The organism is Streptosporangium saharense (genome assembly GCF_014203715.1).
Classification (GTDB): Bacteria; Actinomycetota; Actinomycetes; order Streptosporangiales; family Streptosporangiaceae; genus Streptosporangium; species Streptosporangium saharense.
This window is the reverse complement of the sequence record NZ_JACHJP010000008.1, coordinates 25,409-43,689: the sequence shown is the minus strand read 5'-3', so window position 1 is coordinate 43,689 and position 18,281 is coordinate 25,409. Positions and strand designations below refer to the sequence as shown.

19 protein-coding genes are annotated in these 18,281 nt (G+C 70.0%); 9 read left to right on the top strand and 10 right to left on the bottom strand.

The annotated features are described in order from the left end of the window. Nucleotide 1 precedes the first annotated feature (1 nt). Nucleotides 2-1,162: a serine hydrolase domain-containing protein gene (locus tag FHS44_RS29505; protein ID WP_184720567.1), complete on the bottom strand. Its 1,161-nt coding sequence runs from the start codon at nt 1,160-1,162 to the stop codon at nt 2-4. 19 nt (nt 1,163-1,181) lie between these two features. Next, a complete protein-coding gene (locus FHS44_RS29500) occupies nt 1,182-1,901 on the bottom strand; it encodes a DUF2306 domain-containing protein (RefSeq protein ID WP_184720565.1) in 720 nt (239 codons plus the stop codon). 164 nt (nt 1,902-2,065) lie between these two features. Between FHS44_RS29500 and FHS44_RS29495 the strand changes: the two genes are divergently transcribed. From FHS44_RS29495 to FHS44_RS29485, 3 genes are read left to right on the top strand one after another with little or no spacing between them, the layout of a single operon-like run. Continuing rightward, complete coding sequence (locus FHS44_RS29495; RefSeq protein WP_184720563.1) at nt 2,066-2,587, top strand: hypothetical protein; 522 nt, start codon at nt 2,066-2,068, stop codon at nt 2,585-2,587. Then, nucleotides 2,584-3,231, top strand: coding sequence for a sensor histidine kinase (locus tag FHS44_RS29490; RefSeq protein WP_184720561.1), 648 nt, complete (start codon nt 2,584-2,586; stop codon nt 3,229-3,231). The genes FHS44_RS29495 and FHS44_RS29490 overlap by 4 nt, the downstream gene beginning before the upstream one ends. Next, nucleotides 3,228-3,884, top strand: coding sequence for a response regulator (locus FHS44_RS29485; RefSeq protein WP_184720559.1), 657 nt, complete (start codon nt 3,228-3,230; stop codon nt 3,882-3,884). The genes FHS44_RS29490 and FHS44_RS29485 overlap by 4 nt, the downstream gene beginning before the upstream one ends. Nucleotides 3,885-3,929: 45 nt before the next feature. Here FHS44_RS29485 and FHS44_RS29480 read toward each other — a convergent pair whose 3' ends face one another. Next, nucleotides 3,930-4,805 (bottom strand): sigma-70 family RNA polymerase sigma factor, encoded by an 876-nt coding sequence (locus tag FHS44_RS29480; RefSeq protein ID WP_184720557.1) that lies wholly within the window; start codon nt 4,803-4,805, stop codon nt 3,930-3,932. Between the two features lie 205 nt (nt 4,806-5,010). On the opposite strand from FHS44_RS29480, the gene FHS44_RS29475 reads away from it, so the two are divergent. Continuing rightward, nucleotides 5,011-5,379: a DoxX family protein gene (locus tag FHS44_RS29475; protein ID WP_184720555.1), complete on the top strand. Its 369-nt coding sequence runs from the start codon at nt 5,011-5,013 to the stop codon at nt 5,377-5,379. A gap of 195 nt (nt 5,380-5,574) precedes the next feature. Here the strand turns inward: FHS44_RS29475 and FHS44_RS29470 are convergent, their stop codons facing one another. The 3 genes from FHS44_RS29470 to FHS44_RS29460 all read right to left on the bottom strand — a co-directional run bounded on the left by FHS44_RS29470 (nt 5,575) and on the right by FHS44_RS29460 (nt 7,521). Next, complete coding sequence (locus FHS44_RS29470; RefSeq protein ID WP_184720554.1) at nt 5,575-5,946, bottom strand: YciI family protein; 372 nt, start codon at nt 5,944-5,946, stop codon at nt 5,575-5,577. Between the two features lie 110 nt (nt 5,947-6,056). Further along, a complete protein-coding gene (locus FHS44_RS29465; protein ID WP_312863856.1) occupies nt 6,057-6,845 on the bottom strand; it encodes an SDR family oxidoreductase in 789 nt (262 codons plus the stop codon). Nucleotides 6,846-7,161: 316 nt separating this feature from the next. Next, on the bottom strand, nt 7,162-7,521 hold the full coding sequence (locus FHS44_RS29460) for a YciI family protein (RefSeq protein ID WP_184720553.1): 360 nt from the start codon (nt 7,519-7,521) through the stop codon (nt 7,162-7,164). 201 nt (nt 7,522-7,722) lie between these two features. Here FHS44_RS29460 and FHS44_RS29455 point away from each other — a divergent pair, with 201 nt between their 5' ends. Next, nucleotides 7,723-9,330: an MFS transporter gene (locus tag FHS44_RS29455; RefSeq protein WP_376771619.1), complete on the top strand. Its 1,608-nt coding sequence runs from the start codon at nt 7,723-7,725 to the stop codon at nt 9,328-9,330. A 260-nt stretch (nt 9,331-9,590) separates the two neighbouring features. Next, entirely contained in the window at nt 9,591-10,367 is a 777-nt protein-coding gene (locus FHS44_RS41195; RefSeq protein ID WP_184720551.1) for a DUF2306 domain-containing protein, read from the top strand. Nucleotides 10,368-10,428: 61 nt separating this feature from the next. Here the strand turns inward: FHS44_RS41195 and FHS44_RS29445 are convergent, their stop codons facing one another. The 3 genes from FHS44_RS29445 to FHS44_RS29435 form a co-directional block, all read right to left on the bottom strand. Further along, nucleotides 10,429-10,770: a VOC family protein gene (locus FHS44_RS29445; RefSeq protein ID WP_184720550.1), complete on the bottom strand. Its 342-nt coding sequence runs from the start codon at nt 10,768-10,770 to the stop codon at nt 10,429-10,431. Between the two features lie 145 nt (nt 10,771-10,915). Further along, the gene (locus FHS44_RS29440) at nt 10,916-11,836 is read right to left on the bottom strand and encodes a TIGR03619 family F420-dependent LLM class oxidoreductase (RefSeq protein ID WP_184720548.1); all 921 of its coding nucleotides are present in this window, start codon (nt 11,834-11,836) and stop codon (nt 10,916-10,918) included. Between the two features lie 25 nt (nt 11,837-11,861). Continuing rightward, the gene (locus tag FHS44_RS29435) at nt 11,862-13,178 is read right to left on the bottom strand and encodes an extracellular solute-binding protein (protein ID WP_184720546.1); all 1,317 of its coding nucleotides are present in this window, start codon (nt 13,176-13,178) and stop codon (nt 11,862-11,864) included. Between the two features lie 289 nt (nt 13,179-13,467). Here FHS44_RS29435 and FHS44_RS29430 point away from each other — a divergent pair, with 289 nt between their 5' ends. Further along, a complete protein-coding gene (locus FHS44_RS29430) occupies nt 13,468-14,649 on the top strand; it encodes an acyl-CoA dehydrogenase family protein (RefSeq protein WP_184720544.1) in 1,182 nt (393 codons plus the stop codon). A 51-nt stretch (nt 14,650-14,700) separates the two neighbouring features. Here FHS44_RS29430 and FHS44_RS41190 read toward each other — a convergent pair whose 3' ends face one another. Next, nucleotides 14,701-15,390, bottom strand: coding sequence for a DUF2306 domain-containing protein (locus FHS44_RS41190; RefSeq protein WP_221461465.1), 690 nt, complete (start codon nt 15,388-15,390; stop codon nt 14,701-14,703). A gap of 323 nt (nt 15,391-15,713) precedes the next feature. On the opposite strand from FHS44_RS41190, the gene FHS44_RS29420 reads away from it, so the two are divergent. Continuing rightward, on the top strand, nt 15,714-17,093 hold the full coding sequence (locus FHS44_RS29420; protein ID WP_184720542.1) for an FAD-dependent oxidoreductase: 1,380 nt from the start codon (nt 15,714-15,716) through the stop codon (nt 17,091-17,093). A gap of 24 nt (nt 17,094-17,117) precedes the next feature. Then, nucleotides 17,118-18,275 carry an epoxide hydrolase family protein gene (locus FHS44_RS29415; protein ID WP_184720540.1) on the top strand — a complete coding sequence of 386 codons (1,158 nt, stop codon included), beginning with the start codon at nt 17,118-17,120 and terminating at the stop codon, nt 18,273-18,275. Nucleotides 18,276-18,281 lie beyond the last annotated feature (6 nt).

Below are 18,281 nucleotides of genomic sequence, written 5' to 3'. Positions count from 1 at the left end.
CCTACTTCTTCTTCTGTACGGCGGGCAGCAGATAGTCCCTGACGAAGGTCACCTCGTCCACCTCCTGGCCGTCGGCGCTCGGCGAGGTGTCCTGGGTGGTGGCGAAGACGACGTCGAGGGACGGGATGACGTAGAGGAACTGCCCGCCGAAGCCCCAGCCGAAGAAGATGTCCACGCCCCGGATCTTCTGCTTCCACCAGCCCGAGGAGTACGAGTAGGTCCTGTCGGCCTTGAGGACCGTGGTCGCGGCCTGCTGGACGGTCACTTTGGGGACGACCTGCCTGCCGTTCCAGCGTCCGCCGTTGAGGTAGAGCTGGCCGAACTTCGCCATCTCGCGAGGCGTGAGATAGAGGTTGTAGCCACCGGAGTAGATCCCCTGCGGGTCCCTGCCCCAGTGCTCGGGGGTGATGCCGATCTTGCTGAAAAGCCGGGTCTCGGCGTAGCGGCAGGTGTTCATGCCGGTGGCCCGCTGCAGGATGGCCGACAGCAGGTGGGTGTTGTCGCTGCCGTAATTGAAGGTCGTCCCCGGCCGGTGTGCCAGGGGCCGGGCGAGGATGGCCCGGACCCAGTCCGGCTGCTTCTCGATCAGCTTCTCCGACTTGTCCTCCTTCCAGGCGATCCCGGAGGACATGGTGAGGAGGTGCCTGACGGTGATGTTCTTCTTGTCGGCGCCGGGGCCGGTGAAGTAGGTGGCGGGGAGATACTTGCTGATCGGGTCGTTCAGGCTGCCGATGCGCCTCTCGCTGACGGCGATGCCGACGAGGGCCTGGATGACGCCCTTCGACGAGGAGTGGATGTTCCGCGCCCTGTTCACGGCGCCGCCGTGGAAGTAGGACTCGGTGACCAGTTTGCCGTGGCGCATCACGATGACGCTGGTGAGCGAGGAGGTACGCGCTAAATAGGCGACCCCGGCCTTGATCCGCTTCCCGTCCAGGCCCTCGGCTTTCGGGGTGGACACCTTCCAGTCGGCGGAGTCGTTCCGCCGGTCGACGTAGACCGGGTTGTCCTCGTAGAACCCGGCGCCCTTCCGCTGGTAGATCTTTCCGCAGTCCGGCTGGGGGACGTCGGCCAGCGCCGGACCCGCTCCCGACAGACCGCAGGCGGCCACGACGGTGGCCGCACCGGTCAGCAGGGCGATCTTCCGGCTCGTTCCTCGACGCATCGCATGCCTTTCTCGGTTCCTACCGGGATGGTCCCGGCGATCCGGAAACGGACGCGGCGACCTCCTGGTTCACGGCGCGGTTCGCGGCGTGGGCGGCCCGTCGCGGGATCCGCCGAAGCATGATCTCCACGAGCAGCAGGTTCGGCACCCAGCTCAGGAAGGAGTTGGCCAGGTAGGAGCGGTCGAAGGCGGTGACCTCGTCCACGCCGAACGCGACCTGGAGCGGGACGAGGACGAGCGGCCACGTCCTGAGCATCACCGCGGCGTACGTCAGCGCGAACGCCCGCGTCGCCCAGCGGCGGTGCGTGGCGACGTCACCGCGCCTGATCGCCCGGTAGGCCGCAACGGCGAAGGTCGTCCACAGTACGGCCAGCGTCCCGAAGCCGACCGTGCCCACCGGACCCGCCATGTTGGCCGGGGCCATCACCAGCCCCGCCACCCCGGCCACGATCATGGAGACGATCGCGACCCGCCCGCAGACCCGGTGGAACCCGGGAAAGCGGGTGCGCAGCCGTACGACGAACTGGGTGGGTGAGATCAGCAGCGCCAGGGCACCGAAGCAGATGTGCACGTACAGGGCCGCCTGCGCCCAGCCCGGCTGGTCGACGTAGTTGGCCGCGATCCCGACCTCGGTCCGCGCGAGCTGCCGCAGCGTCTCCGTCAGGTACGGCAGCGGCGCGTACACCGCGATTCCCACCGCGGTGAGGACGACCCACCACAGCCCGACTGTCCTTCTCATGAACGCCCCCATCGTCGATCGGCCGTCCGTAAGGGCCGTCCAAGGTTGTCCACAACGTAGGGTCGCCCGGGTACGGCGGTCGCCCCCCTGCCTGGGGAGGGAGCCTCCCTCATCCGAGGGAGACCGGTTGACCTGCTTGCCCTGGTTCGGTGAAGGATGGGGGTATGCGTACTCCTCCAGGCGGCTTTCGCCGTACCCGGCCCACCAGGGCCGACCGCTGGCTGGCGGGTGCGCTGGCCGTCGGGTCCGTTGTCGCGAGCGTGCTGGCCGCCGCCGGACCGCCCTACCGGGAGCCCGACCTTCCCGGGCTCGCCCTGATCACGGTCGCCGCGCTGACCCTGCTGTGGCGGCAGGTCTTCCCGTTGCCGGTGGTCGGCGTCGTCTCGGCGCTGCTGGTGGTCAACGAGGCGGCGGGATACGCGGTGACCGTGGTGCAGTGGCCCGCCTGGATCGCCCTGTTCACCTGCTTCTCCGTGTACCGCGACTGGCCGCGCAGGCTGGTGGCCGCCGTGGCCGCCGGGCTCGCGGTCGTCGGATACCTGGTGCTGGACCGTGGCCAGGTGAGCCTGCTCGAACTGTCGGGGATCACCATGTGCTTCCTGATCGCGACCATCGGGGGCGACGCCGCGCTGAGCCGCCGCGCCTACGCCGCCGCGGCCGAGGCCCGTGCCAGGCCCGTGCCGTGAGCGAGGCCAGGGAGCGGGTCGCGCTCGCCGAACAGGTCCTGCTCCAGGAGCGTGCCCGGCTGGCCGGGGAGCTGCACGACGCGCTCGGCCACGCGGTCAACGTGATGGTCATGCAGGCCGGGGTGGGTAGGCGGGTCTTCGCGGAGAACCCCGCCTTCGGCCACGAGGCGCTCGGGCACATCGAGACGCTCGGCAGGGGCGCGCTCGACGAACTGGACCGCCTGCTGCGCGTCCTCGACCCGGTCCGCGACGGCACGGACCGGGCGGACGTCGATCCCACGACGGCCGACCTCGCCCAGCTCGCCGGGTGGGTCCGTGCCGCGGGGCGGGAGCTCGACCTCGACATCGGCGAGGTGGACCTGCCCGCCAGCGGGGCGCGGGCCGTCTACCGGATCACCCAGGAGGCCGTGACCAACGCGCTGCGGCACACCGCCGAGGGACGCATCAGGATCGACCTGACGCAGACCGGGGACAGGGTGCTGCTTGAGGTGACCAACGAGGGCGACGGCTTCCCCGAGCCGGTGCCGGGACGCGGCCTGGTCAACATGAGGGAACGGGCCCGGCTCGAAGGCGGCGACCTTGAGGCGGGTCCCGTCGCGGGCGGCTTCGGCGTCAGGGCGGTCCTGCCGGTGGCCCGGTCATGATCAGGGTGTTCCTCGCCGACGACGACGCGCTGGTCAGGGGTGGCCTGCGGGCCCTGCTCGGCGCCGAGCGGGACATCGTCGTGGTGGGTGAGGCGGCCAACGGGACGCAGGCCGTACACGGAGTCAGGAAGAGCAGGCCGGACGTCGTGCTGATGGACGTGCGGATGCCCGGCCACGACGGCGTCCGCGCCACCCGGGAGATCACCTCCTGGCCGCAGCCCAGGCCCCGGGTGCTGGTGCTCACCACCTTCGACCTCGACGAGATCGTGGACGACGCCATCGCGGCGGGGGCGGACGGTTTCCTGCTCAAACGGGCGACCCCGGAGCAGGTGGTCGAGGGCATCCGCACGGTCGCGGGTGGGGACGCGCTCGTGGCGCCCTCGGTGACCCGCAGGCTGCTGGAGACGCTGGCCGCCCGGCGCGGCGCGGGCGGCGGGGACGCCACCCGCGCGGCCCGGCTGACCGAACGGGAGGCCGACGTGCTGCGCGCCCTCGCCGAGGGCCTGTCGAACGTCGAGATCGCCCGCTCGATGCACGTCTCCCCGGAGACCGTGAAGACCCACATCAAACACATCCTGGGCAAACTCCAGGTCCGCGACCGCACCCAGGCTGTCGTCTGGGCCTACCGCACCGGCTTCACCGACAGAAAATGAACCTCACGATCCGCGAGCCGGCCGGAACGCGGCACCGGCCAAGGGTCAGAGCGTTCGAAGGCCGCCGGGCCGTACCGGGCGCACCTCGTCGGTCGGCTTCAGACGAGCGATCGAGATACGGGCGATCCTGTCGTCCTCGAACGTGAAGGTGATGGCCGCGATCGGGTGACCCCCGGGGGCTATGACCGCGGCGACGGCGCCGTTGACGAGCATCGGGATGCTCGCGTGGACCCGATCGGCGAAGTGACGGGTCTCCTCCGCCACCGCGTGGTTCCCGACGACCTCGACGGCGCCGCCCTCGGGGAGCAGGGCCGGGTCGGCGGCCCGGACGACCTCGGGCGCCATCAGGGTGATGAGCGTGTCGATGTGCCCTCCACGAGCGGCGGAGAGGAAGGCGTCAACGATCCGCCAGTGGCCCGATGTCCGCGGGGCCTCTTCTGCGGACGCCGGATCTGTCCCTTCGAGGCGTTGCCGCGCACGACTGGCCAGCTTCTTCGCGTTCGTCGGTGTGGTGTCCAGTACGTCGGCGATCTCGCGGAACGGCACGCCGAAGAGGTCATGCAGCACGTAGGCGACCCGCTGGGTGGGAGTGAGCTTGTCGAGCAGCACCATGAGCGCGCGGGAGACCTTGTCGCGGCGCAGGAACTCCTCGTCCACGGCGATCCGATCGCCGGGAAGCATCTCGGCGAAGAGCGGCGTCTCTCCGCGTCGTTCACGTGCTCGCAACTGGTCAAGGCACAGACGTGCGGTCACCGTGGTGAACCACGCCGCAGGCGTCCGAATCCGTGTGTGGTCCGCCGCCTGGAGGCGAACCCAGGCGGTCTGCACGGCGTCCTCGGCGTCCTCGGCGGACCCGAGGATCCGGTGGGCGAGGGAGAGAAGCCGCGCGCGTTCCGCCTCGAACTCTTCGATCAGTTCCACGGGGCGGTCACCTTTCGGACGTGCCGGGCGTCATGAAGGGCGGCCGACCAGGCCAACAAACCGACCCCGCACGGAGGAGACCCACCATGAGCGTGGAAACCGCCCGGTCTCACCTCGACCCCCAGCGGTTCGAAAAGGTGGCGCCCACGGACGTCGAACGTACCGCAGCCCACGTCGGCGACGGCTCAGGGCTCCGGTACGCGTCATGAACGACTTCGTCCTGACAGCGCTGGTGACCGTCACCGTGGCGTGCGTCGCGGCCAACGCCCTCATCGTCGCCGCGGACCTGTTCCGGGCCGGATTCGTCCTCGCGAACTCGGCCGAGGTCGGGTTGCGCCCCGAGCTTCTGCCCTGTCTCGCGGCGCTCAAGGGCGCCGGAGCACTTGGCCTGGTCGTCGGGCTGGCCGGTATCACGCCCCTCGGGCTCGCGGCCGCGATCGGGCTGGTCCTGTTCTACCTGGTCGCGGTCGGGGCACACCTACGGGCATCGGTCCTGCACAACATCGCGTTCCCGCTGCTCTTCCTGGCACTCGCGGCAGGCGCGACAGCTCACTTCGCACTCGCCGCCGCGTAACGGCTCGGAGAGGCGGCGACGCACCGGCTTCGCGACCGGCGGTGATCCCTCACGGGGTACGGCACGCGACCCGGCCTCGTGAAGCCCTCTGAAACGGCACGGCCCGTTCCCACCCGCCCCGAGCCGGGTGGGAACGGGGGCACGTGCCTCCGGGACCGGTACGCGACCGGTCCCGAGTTCAGTGGACCCGGGTGCTCAGAGGTTGGCGCCGGCCGAGAACAGGATGGGCCTGACCTCGACGGCAAGACCGTCGATCTTCGCGTCCGGGATCAGCGCGGCGACCTCGTAGGCGCGGTCCTTGCTCTCGCACTCGACGATGTAGTAGCCGCCGATGCCCAGCTCGCTCACCGTGACCGGGCCGTCCTTGACGGTGGTGGTCCCGTCGGCGACGCTGACCACCGCGCTGTTGGACGGGTCGCCGAGGGCGTGCGTCGAGACGAACTCCCCGGTCTCCTTGATCTTCTCCTGGAACGCCCCGTGACCGCTCATGATCTCGTTGAGTTCGGCCTCGGACAGCTTCTCCATGACCGCGGGGCTGGTGTGCATGATCAGCATGAACTTCGACATATGACTCGCTCCTCCGAATCGAGTTTTCGTGCCTTCCATGGAGAGGTCGGAGCCGGGGCCGGGGTTTTGACATCCTCCGGCCGACGAGTTCGACGACCTCTCCGCGGGGCTCAGCTGTGGTACTCGCCGCCGTTGACGTCGAGGCAGTGTCCGGTGATCGCCCGCGCCAGGTCGGAGGCCAGGAAGATCACGGCGTCGGCGACCTCGTCGGGGTCCTGGAGCCTGCGGCGGTCGATGCTGCTCGTCATCTCGTCGTAGACCGTCTGCGCGGGGACGCCACGGGCGGCGGCGATCTCCTCGACGAACGCCTTCACCGTGTCGATCAGAATCGGCCCCGGGGCGACGGTGTTGACGCGCACCCCCTGCGGACCGAGTTCGGTGGAGAGCATCTGGGCGAGCGCGAGCAGCCCGGCCTTGGCCATCTTGTAGGAGCCGCAACGCTCGATCGAGTGCCGCAGGACCGAGGAGTTGATCATGACGATGGAGCCCCTGCTCTCCACCAGCGTCGGCGCGAGCAGCCGGGCCAGGCGCAACGCCGCGTAGACGTTGATCTCGAACCCCTCGCGGACCTCGTCGAGGCCGACCTCGACCATCGTCAGGTGCTGCGGCGCCGCGAAGGCGTTGTGGATGAGCGTGTCCACCCGCCCGTAGGTCTCGACCGCCGCCCGCACCAGGCTCGCGGTCTCCTCCTCGTCGGTCAGATCGGTCGGTACGGCCAGCGCCCGGCGGCCGAGCTGCTTGACCTCGTCGGCCACCTCCTCAAGCCGGGACGCGGTGCGCGCGGCCAGCACGAGATCGGCCCCGGCACGGGCACACCGTACGGCCAGCTCCCGCCCGAGCCCCGGGCCGACCCCGGCGACCAGGACCACCTTCCCCGGCAACAGTTCAGGGACGTTCACGGTTCCACCTCCGGTCAAGGACCCGGGACAGGGGTCCTTCCTCGACGTTTTCCCGGCCAGAAGACCGGGATTTCCCGACCTAAAGGACCGAGCCTCTCCGGCCCGAAGGCCGGGTTTCCCCACCCGGACAACCTGGCTTTCCCGGCCCTAAGGCCAGATTTCCCCGACCCGGAATCCGGCGTTTCCCAAACCCGCAGGCCGGGCTTTCCCAGCCCGGAATCCGGCCTTTCTCCAGCCCGAAGACCAGCCTTTCTCCGCCCCGGCACCCGGACGGCACCAAAGCGGAAACCCGCCTTTCCCGTTGCCATACAACGGTTCAGACGCCCGCGCCCGCAGAGGAGACGATCGGCCGTACCTCGACGCCCAGTCCCCCGCCCCCGGCGCCCGCGATCATCGCGGCGATGGCGTGCGCGCGTTCCCTGCTCTCGCACTCGACGACGTAGCAGCCGACGAGATGCTCCTCACGCCCGGCCAGGGGGCAGCCGGTGATCCAGACCAGCCCGTCACGGACCTGGACGACGGCGCCGTGCGAGAAGTCCCCAAGCACGACCCTGCCGAGGACCTCCCCACTCGCGCTGATCGCCTCGACGAACCGGTGCCGCGCCTCGTCACGGACCCGTTCCGGCACGCCGTCCCAGACGCCGGGGTTCTCGTAGATCGCCAGCAGGTACTTCACGTCTTCGCTCCAAGCCTTGCCGTGTCCGGTTCGCACCGGTCCCGTAGACATGTCGGAGCGGACATGCCGTTCTTGTCATCCGAAGCCTGCCGACTTCCGGCATCGAGGCATCCGGCCCCCGCCGACCCACCAAACCCGGCAAATCTCTCGAAGAACCTCGAAGGAGGACGTCGAGAAAGCCGAACCGGCTCCGATCTGTCCATGAGAGGTGCCTCCCGGCACCGACATCCGACTGAGCGAGGAGTGGAAGCTCCCATGCATGACGAGACGACGAAGGAGGCACCACCCAGGGCCGGGCGCAGGGAGTGGATCGGGCTCGCGGTGCTGGCCCTGCCCACCCTGCTGGTCGCGCTGGACATCGGCGTCCTGTTCCTCGCGGTGCCCCACCTCAGCGCCGACCTGGGAACCAGCAGCGTCGAGCAGCTCTGGATCGCCGACGTCTACGGCTTCTTCCTGGCCGGGTTCCTGATCACCATGGGCACCCTCGGCGACCGCGTCGGCCGCAGGAGACTGCTGCTCGTCGGCGGGGCCGCCTTCGGCCTGGCCTCGGTGCTCGCCGCCTACTCGGGCAGCCCCGGCATGCTCATCGTCGCCCGCGCCGTGCTCGGCGTCGCGGGCGCGACCCTCATGCCCTCGACCCTGGCCCTGATCAGCAACATGTTCGCCGACGCCAGGCAGCGCGGCCTGGCCATCTCGCTCTGGGCGGCCTGCCAGTTCGGCGGCGCGGCGCTCGGCCCCGTCGTCGGCGGCATCCTGCTCGAACGCTTCTGGTGGGGGTCGGTCTTCCTGCTCGGCGTCCCGGTCATGGCGTTGCTGCTGGTGCTGGCCCCGCCGCTGCTGCCGGAGTACCGCAACCCGCAGGCCGGGCGCCTCGACCTGGTCAGCGTCGCCCTGTCGCTGGCGACCGTGCTGCCCCTCGTCTACGGCGTCAAGGAGCTGGCCGTCGGTGACGGCACCGCGCCCGCCGTACCGCTCGCCGCACTGGCCGTCGGCCTGCTCCTCGGGTTCCTTTTCGTACGGCGCCAGCTCCGCCTTGAGCATCCCCTGCTCGACCTGAGGCTGTTCGCCGAGCGCTCCTTCGGCGTCGTCCTGGTGACGATGCTGCTGGGCGGCGCGACGATCGCCGGGACGGGACTGCTGGTCAGCCAGTATCTCCAGTCGGTGCTCGGCCTGTCTCCCGCGATGGCGGCCCTGTGGTACGCGCCCATGGGGCTGGCGCTGGCCGTGGGCGCCATGCTCTCCCCCGCCCTGGTCCGCTGGATGAGGCCGGGGACGGCCATCGCGGGCGGCCTGGCGCTGTCCGCCGTGGGTTTCGCGCTCGTCGCCCTGACCGACGCCGGGGGCGCGGGCGGGCTGGCCCTCGCCGTACTCGGCATCGCCGTACTCGCGCTCGGCGACGGCCCGCTGGTCTCGCTGGGGACGGGCCTGGTCGTCGGCTCGGTGCCTCCGGAGCGGGCGGGTTCGGCCGCCTCAATCTCCGAGACCAGCCTGCACTTCGGCGGGACGCTGGGCATGGCCCTCATGGGCACGATCGGCGCCGCCGTCTACCGCTCGCACCTCGCGGGCGCGCTGCCCCCCGGGCTCGACAAACAGGCGGGAGAGACCCTCGCCGGGGCCGTCTCCGTCGCCTCGGAGCTGCCCGCGGAACCCGCCGCCCGGCTGCTGACCGTCGCCAGGGAGGCCTTCACCTCGGGGCTCAACACCGTCGGCGTCATCGGCGTCGTCGTCTTCGTCGGTCTCGCGGCCCTGACGGCGGCCACCCTGCGCCGCCCGGCCCCCGCGAAAACCCCGGTACCCGCCAAGAACTGACCGCCCCCGGCGCCGTGGAAAACGATCTGAATTTCCACGGCGCCGGGTGAACACAACTCCGCAATTTCAGAGAAACCCCGCCCCGGTCCCGATGGGACCATCGAGGCGCGACATTCCCATGCCGCGTTTGAGCGCCGAGAAAACGCACGGCACGGTTTTTTCGGCGTGCGATCGTGAGCGGCCTCGGAAGGATTCACGCCTCCGGCCGAAAGGCCGTCCGTGTCCCCCGCCGCCAAGATCTGTCAGAGAGGGAACCGACTGTGACGCAATCACCGGAGAAGGCATTCGACGTCCACGACGCGCCGGACGAGATGACCGAGCTGGACCGGAGACTGACCGAACGGGCGAGGCGGATCTCGCCGAAACCGCGGTGGTGGCGAAGGCCGTGGATGATCCCGCTGGTCATCCTGGTCGGGGTGTTCCTGACCTACATCTGGGGCCCCTACATCAGGCTGGACCCGAGCACGGCGACCGTGAACCTGGTCAGGACCATCCCCTGGCACTACGCGCTGGTGGTCACCCACATCGTGACCGCCAGCGTCGCGATGGCGACGGCCTGCCTGCAGGTGTGGCCGATGATCCGCAGACGCTACCCGGCCGTGCACCGGATCAGCGGACGCCTGTTCGTCTTCGCGGGCGCGGTCCCCACCTCGATCGTCGCCATCGTCCTGATGCGCATCCGCAACGACCGCGACGGCGGCGTCCAGCCGGGCAGCTCGGGTCTGTACATCACCGCCGCGTTGTGGCTGGTCATCACGCTCGTCGGCTACCGGATGGGCCGCAAGCACCGGTGGGCGGAGCACCGCCGCTGGATGACCTACAGCTTCGCCCTGTCGCTGACGAACATCTACAGCAGGCCCATCGCGATCTACGTGTCGGGCATCCCCGGCGCCAACATGAACCTGTGCTTCGAGCTGATCGGCTGGCTGCCCTTCATCGTGCACCTCGGCATCGCCCAGTGGTGGCTCGACCGGACCTCCGGCCTGCCGTGGGGAGGCCGTCGCAGGACCAGGCGCGCCGTACCGTCACGGAGCTGAGCCACCCCCGCAGGACCCCGGACCGGTCACGCCACGGGTGACCGGCCGGGGTCCGTCTTCGTTACTTCTGCTGCATGATCTGGACGTAGTTGCCGTCGGGGTCGATCAGCGTGCCGATCCACCCGTGGTCGTTCTCGCTCAGCTCGGACAGCCACGTCACCCCCAGCTCGTTGAGCCGCTCGGCGGTCTCGGTGGCGTTCTCGACGTTGAAGTTGAGAATGTGCCTGCCGGCCTCGGAGTTCTTCTCCGCGACGTCGTCACGCTGGTCGCAGAACAGGGCGACGTCGCCGAAGAACAGCGCGGGCCCCTCGGTCCTGGGGTTGAAGACCTTGACGTACCATTCGCGAAGCCGCTCGGCGTCAGCCGTACCCAGCAGAATGCCGGCGAAGCTCTGTGCGGACATGTTCCCTCCTCAGTGCGGCCCCCTGCGGGCCCCTCTGTCCTTGGGTCGGAGCCGAGGGCCGATCCTTGACATCCGGCGCCGCACGGATCATCGGGAAAGCCGGGCCTCGGGGACGCATCCCGTGACCCGGCTCAAAACGAAGCCCTCAGAACCCGGCCTCTGAGACCGCCTCGAACACCTCAAGGGCCCTGTCGAGCAGTTCCTCGCCGCCCTTCGCCGAGGGCGCCAGGTCGAGCAGGATCTCGGTGGCCCCGGCCTCCGCCAGCGCCGCCACGTCCTCGACCACCTGCCCGATCGACCCCTGGAACGGCCTGCGCCCCTCGGGGGCGGGTTTGTCCGACAGCACGACGGCGGCCCTGGGGATGAGTTCGAGCGCGGCGGCGTCCCTGCCGTGCTCGGCGGCCCGCTGCCTGATCCTGGCCCACAGCTCGGCCACCACGGGCGCGGGCAGCCCCGAGGGCAGCCATCCGTCCGCCTTGCGCGCGGCCCGCTCGACGGCCCTGACGGAACGGCCGCCCAGCATCACCGGAATCCGCGAGACCGGCTTCGGGCTGACCAGGGCGCCCTCGACGCTGAGCCGTGAGTCCCGGTGGGAGACCGGGTTCTGGCCCCAGAAGGCGCGGCAGGCGTCGATGGTCTCGTCGAGCGTACGGCCCCGCGCGCCGAAGTCGGCCTCCATCCCCCGGTACTCGTCGGAGGACCAGCCGCTGCCGAACCCGGCGACGACCCGGCCCCCGCTGGCCCGGTCGAGCGTCGCCAGCGCCCGCGCCAGGTGCAGCGAGCGGTACAGCGGCGCCACCAGAATGCTGGTGCCGAGCCGTACGGTGTCGGTGACCGCGGCGGCGAGGGTGAGCACGGTCAGCGCGTCCGCGCACTCCCGGTAGTGGTCGATCCACGGCAGGCCGGGCACGCCGTGCATGCCCTCGGCGGGTTCGAGCGGGTAGAGCACCCGCTCGTAGACCCAGAGGCTGGAGTAACCGGCCCCCTCGGCTCCCCGCGCGATCCTCGCGACGTCGAAGCGGAGATCGAAGCCGCTGCTCTGCGGCAGTCCCAAGCCGAACCTCACGGTGTTCCCTTCCGGTCGTCGGGGGTCAGTGCACGCGGTAGCTGCCGGGGTCCCGGCCCGGTCCGCGGTGCGCGTTGTAGTCCTCGACGAGCCGCTGTCCCTCCGCGTTGGCCTGGGCGAAGCGGGCCACCGGGTCGGCCCCGGACAGCAGCACGTCGTGCATGGCGTAGGTCATCACGTCCTGGAGCCTGGGCAGCTCCCCCACCAGCGCGCCCAGCGCCGCGGGCGAGTCGTCGGAGCCTTCGAGCTGGTCGATGGCGACCCGCCGGTGCGGGTACTCCTCGAACCAGCCCTGCTCCTGGAGCAGCTCGACCGCAGAGTAGGTGATCGGCATGTAGTTGGTCCGCCGGTGCCTGTCGATCGCGTTGGCCGGGTTGTTGAGGTACTGCAGGAAGGCCAGCGCGCCGTCCCTGGTCGCCTCGTCGAGCCCGTCCGCCAGGAAGATCCCGTCGCCCCCGAGCACGTTTCCCACATAGGGCACGTCGTCGTTGTACGGCAGGCGGCTCGCCCTGACGACGAACCCCCGGTCCTTTCCGACCTGCACCAGCCGGTGCGCGTCCACCGAGGAGGTGAACATGAAGGCCACCTGCTGCTCGGCGAAGACCCCGAAGCTGCCGACCCAGTCCATCCGGGTGCCGGTGTAGTGGTAGTAGCCGTCCTTGTGCAGGCGCTGCCACCAGGTGACGAAGGCCAGCATCTCGTCGGAGTCGAGGTGGACGGTGTCGGGGACGCCCGCCCTGCCGTTCTCCCGGTTGACGAGGTGCCCGCCCTGCGCGGCGACCGCCTGCATGAACATCCAGCCATGGTTGCACCAGGTGATCGCGTGCGCGGGCGGGTTGGGCAGCTTGGCCACGGCCCGGCAGGCGGCGTCGATCCCGGCCCAGGTCCGCGGCACCTCGGTGATGCCCGCGGCTTCGAGCAGGGTCATGTTGGCGTACAGCAGGGTCGTCGAGGACAGCGGGGAGAGGCCGGTCCGCCCGTCGGGGGCGGTGAAGTAGTGGCGGGCGTGCGAGAGCACGTCGTGGTCCACGACCGGTTCGCCGAGGATCTCCGTACGGCCCCCGATGGCGTCGGCGACCGAGGTGTACAGCGGTGAGCCGTCGTTCTTGACCATGTCGAAGGCGACGCCGCTCGACGTCGAGTAGTACTGGCCGAGGGCCGGGACGACACCCCGCTCGACCGCACGGGCGATCTCCAGGGGCATCTGGACGTAGTCGTGTTCGTGCAGCCTGACCTCGTAGTCGGGGTGCGCCTCGTTGAAGCCTTTGATCGCGTCCCTGGTGCTGTCCAGGAAGCGCGGGGTCTTGTAGTAGTGCAGCCACGCGTCGATGACGATCCTCATCCGGCGTGCTCCCTCATCTCTGGGCGGTCTTCGGGGACGGTCTCTGGGCGGAGGATTCCGCGTGCGGCCCCGTGGCAGAGGTTTTCCCGGAACGGCCAGAATCGCGGGGAAAACAAACTCGAAGCCAATGATGCGGGCCGGTCGAAAAAAAGGCATCTTCCTGGTTGCGGCGTTTGTTTTCCGTGCGCGCGGTGGGCGTGGTGCGCAATCAGGGAGATGCGTCGTGGCGAAGTCGGCTGTCAGGGTCAACGTGCACCGAAACCTGCCGCAGTTTTCCCGAGGAGGACCGATGGAAATCACCGAGGCGCCGTCGAGGGAGGAGCTCGTCCGCCGGGCGTCCGAACTGGTGCCCCTGCTCCAGAAGAACGCCCTGTGGGCCGAGGAGAACAGGCGCCTGCCCGAGGAGTCGATCGAGGCCCTGACGGAGGCGGGCATCCTGAAGATGCGCGTCCCCACCCGGTACGGCGGCCACGAGTCCGACATGGGCACCGTGGTCGAGGTGCTCGCCGAGCTGGCCAGGGGCGACGGCTCGCACTCCTGGACCGTCGCGGTCTGGGCGATCAGCACCTGGATGGTCGGACTGTTCCCCGACGAGGTCCAGGACGAGGTCTTCTCCACCCCCGACGTCCGCGTCAGCGGCATCCTGAGCCCGACGGCGGTCGCCGTGCCCGTTGACGGCGGCGTGGTGCTCAACGGCAAGTGGTCGTTCAACACCGGGTCCCAGCAGAGCCACTGGAACACCAACGCCGCGGTCCTGGCCACCGGGGACGGCGGCTATGAGCCGATCATGGTCGCGATCCCGCTGCCCGACCTGCGGGTCATCGACGACTGGTACACCTCGGGGCTGCGCGGCTCGGGCAGCGTCACCACCGTCGCCCAGGACCTGTTCATCCCCCAGCAGCGGGTGCTGTCGATGGGGCCGGTGCTCCAGGGACGGATCTCGTCGAAGCTGAACGCCAACTCCCCGATCTTCCGCGCGCCGTTCATGCCGACCGCCTGCACCACGGTCGGCGCGACAGCGCTCGGCCTGGCCAAGGCCGCCAGGGACGCCTTCTTCGAGCGGCTGCCCGGTAGGAAGATCAGCTACACCGCCTACGACAGCCAGAAGGACGCCCCGCTCACCCACCTGCAGGTCGCCGAGGCCGTCACGAAGATCGACGAGGCCGAGTTCCACGCCTTCCGCGCGGCGAGCCTGGTCGACACCAAGGGACCCACCGGCGAGCCGTGGACGCTTGAGGAGCGCGCCCGCATCCGGCTCGACCTGGGGGCGGTGTGCCAGCGGGCCAAGGAGGCCGTGGACATCCTCAACACCGCCAGCGGCGGCTCGTCGATCTACAGCTCGGTCCCGATCCAGCGCATCGAGCGTGACGTGCAGACCCTCAACCTGCACGCCATCATGCACCCCAACACCAACCTGGAGCTGTACGGCCGCATCCTGTGCGGCCTCGAACCCAACACGGTCTACCTCTGACCCCGGCCGCGAAGAAGGCCCCCACGTCCTTCGTGGGGGCCTCTTTCCGTCCTACCGCCGGGCGGGAGTGGTCCGCTCAAGCCACAGGTAGGCGGCGACGAGGCTGACCACCCAGCCCATCCACGAGGAGATGTCGAAGAAGACCGCCACGTCGATGCCGTTGCCCGGGATGGCGAACTGGGTGATGACCCGGCCCCACGAGGTGCCCATGGCCAGCGCGAAGCTGTAGACCATCCAGCGCCGGTGGTCCATGTAACGACGCTGACGCGCCGCCCGCAGCCCGGCCAGCGAGGTCGCGATCCACAGCACGGCCATCGTGGCGAGACCGAGTTTGCCCATCGGTGCCGTCGAGTACGGCAGCAGCACCAGCGACAGCAGTGAGGCGGGCAGCGCCCCGGCGAAGACGTAGACCCGCCCCGAGAGCCGGTGCAGGCCGGGGCGGTGGCGCCGTACCCACGGAAGCAACTGGATGAAGACCGTCACCAGCGCGATGTTGCCCGTGACGACGTGCGCCACGACCACCGGGTAGTGCAGGGCGAAGCTCGGGTCGATCTGGGTGCGCGACAGGGTCGGGTTGAGGCTCAGGTAGCGCGGCAGCGCGTAGATCAGGTTGAACACGACGAGCGCGCCGAGCCCGTAGAGCCACGGGCTGCGCCACCACGGCCAGGGGGCACGTGTGCTGAGGGCCGCCTCCCTGTCCTCAAGGCCGCCGACCAGGGTCCCTTCGGATTTCTTCGTCACTGCTTTTCCACCTTTTTCCTAGGCGGCCCCGCCCAGGGCCGAAAACGTCGTCCGGGGGAGAGAAAGATCGCGGCTGAAGGCGCCAATGGGAGTTTCACGTCCGCGCGGCGGAATACGCATCTCCCGTATTGCCATGTTCGTCGGCACAACCTGGGAATCGACGGCACGAAGCAATTCAGAAGATGTCCGAGCCGTCTTCCCGGTGCGACCATGCAGTGGCGGAGAGGGCGTGAAGGAAATCAATTTTGGTTGTCCCTTCCGCGTGCCCGGCCGTACGGCGGCCACGGAGTCGAACCTGTTCAGAACTGTGAGGTGAACCCCTGATGGCCGGTGGAGAGGGAACCCGCGCGGTGGTGCTCGGCGGGAGCATGGCGGGGCTGCTGGCCGCGCGGGTGCTCTCGGAGCGGTTCACCGAGGTGCTGCTCGTCGATCGCGACCGGCTGACCGGGGTGACGACCTACCGGCCGGGGGTTCCGCACGGGCGGCACGCGCACGGCCTGGTCGCCCGTGGCCACCAGATCCTTGAGGAGCACTTCCCCGGCCTCACCCAGAACCTGGTCTCTGTCGGCGTACGGCCCGGCGACTTCAACGGCGACATCCGCTGGCTGTTCAACGGCCGGCGGATCGCCCCGTCCCACTCGGGCCTCGGGTGCGTCCCGGCGACCAGGCCGGTGCTGGAGAACCAGGTGCGGCTGCGGGTGCAGGCCATCCCCAACGTGCGCTTCGTCGAGGGCCACGACGTGCTGGGCCTTGAGACGAGCGCCAACCGGACCCGTGTGACCGGGGCGCGGGTGCAGCGGCACGACGGAAGCGCGCCGCCAGAGACCCTCCACGCCGACCTGGTGCTCGACACCACGGGCCGGGGCTCACGCACCCCGCTGTGGCTTGAGGAGCTGGGCTACGGGCGCCCCGAGGAGGAGCGCATCAAGATAGACCTGGCCTACACGACCAGGCACTACCGGCTGCGCACCGACCCGTTCGGCGGCGACCTGGCGATCATCCCCGCCGCCACCCCGAAGACGCCGCGCGGGGCGTTCTTCTTCCCCATCTCGGGGGGTGAGGGCCTGGTCGAGCTGTCGCTCACCGGCATCCTCGGCGACCATCCCCCGACCGACCCCGACGGCTTCCTCGACTTCGCCAGGTCCCTGCCCATCCCGGACATTTACCAGTCGATCAAGGACGCCGAGCCGCTCGACGACCCGGTGACGTTCAAGTATCCGGCCAGCGTGCGGCGCCACTACGAGCGGCTTACCGACTTCCCCGGGGGCCTGCTCGTCATGGGCGACGCGGTGTGCACGTTCAACCCGGTCTACGCCCAGGGCATGACGGTCTCCGCGCTCGGGTCCCTCGTGCTGCGGCGCCACCTCGACCAGGGGGGCGAGCCGGACGCGAAGGCGTTCTTCAAGGACCTCTCCCGGGAGATCGACTCCCCGTGGGAGCTGGCGGCCGGGTCGGACCTCGGCTACCCCGGGGTCCAGGGCAAACGGTCGGCGAAGGTGAGGTTCGTCAACGCCTACGTGGCCAGGCTCCAGGACGCCGCGGTCAACGACCCCGCCCTCGCCAACGCCTTCATCAGGGTCGCCGGGCTCATCGACTCTCCCGCCTCCCTCATGCTGCCCCGGCACGTCGTCCGGGTGCTGCGTGCGTCACGGCGGTCCTCGGCCCCCGCCACCCCCGCCGACCTCCAGGAGTCACGGCGCTAGCCGTACCGACCGAAAGGCCCTTCGATGCGTCCCTTCCGAGTCGAGTTCCCCCAGGCGGACATCGACGACCTGAACCGGAGACTGGCCGGGACCCGCTGGCCCGGCGAACCGCCGAGCCCCGGGTGGGAACGCGGCGTCCCCCCGGACTACCTCAGGGAACTGGCCGAGTACTGGCGCACCGGCTTCGACTGGCGGGCGGCGCAGGAGCGGCTGAACCGCCACCCCCAGTTCGTCACCGAGATCGACGGCGTCGACGTGCACTTCCTGCACGCCCGCTCCCCGGAGCGCGACGCCGTACCGCTGGTCATCACGCACGGCTGGCCCGGCTCCTACGCCGAGTTCCTCGACGTGGTGGGGCCGCTGACCGACCCGGCGAGCCACGGCGGCGACCCGGCCGACGCCTTCCACGTCGTGGTCCCGTCCATCCCCGGGTACGGCTTCTCCGGTCACCCGGGCGAGCCGGGATGGTCGACGCGCAGGGTGGCGCGGGCGTGGGCGGAGCTGATGCGGCGCCTCGGCTACGACCGCTACCTCACGCAGGGCGGCGACTGGGGCATGCCGATCTCGCTGGAGGTCGGGCTGGCCGACCCGGACCACGTGCTGGGCGTCCACGTGAACATGTTCGCCGCGTTCCCGCCGCAGGACCCGGCCGACTGGGGCGAGCTGGGCGAGACCGACCTGGCGCGCCTCGACTTCGCGGCGCGGTTCGAGCAGGACGGGGCGGGCTGGCGGTTCATCCAGTCCACCAGGCCGCAGACGCTGGCCTACGCGCTGACCGACTCCCCCGTGGGCCAGCTCGCCTGGATCGTGGAGAAGTACAAGGAGTGGACCGACTCGGCGAAGACGCCGGAGGACGCCGTCGAACGCGACCACCTGCTGACCATCGCCTCGATCTACTGGCTCACCGCCTCCGCGGGGTCGAGCGCGCAGCTCTACTACGAGTCCAACCACCTGACCGCCGACTTCCTGCGGACCTGGGGCGGTCCCTGGCCGTTGAACGCCCCCGTGGGGGTGGCGGTCTTCCCCTCCGACGTGGTGTTGCCGGTCCGCTCGTTCGCCGAGCGGGTGCTGCCGACGCTGTCGCACTGGTCGGAGTTCGACCGGGGCGGCCACTTCGCGGCCATGGAGCAGCCGGGGCTGTTCGTCGAGGACGTGCGGGCCTTCACCCGCCCGCTGCGGTGAGGACGA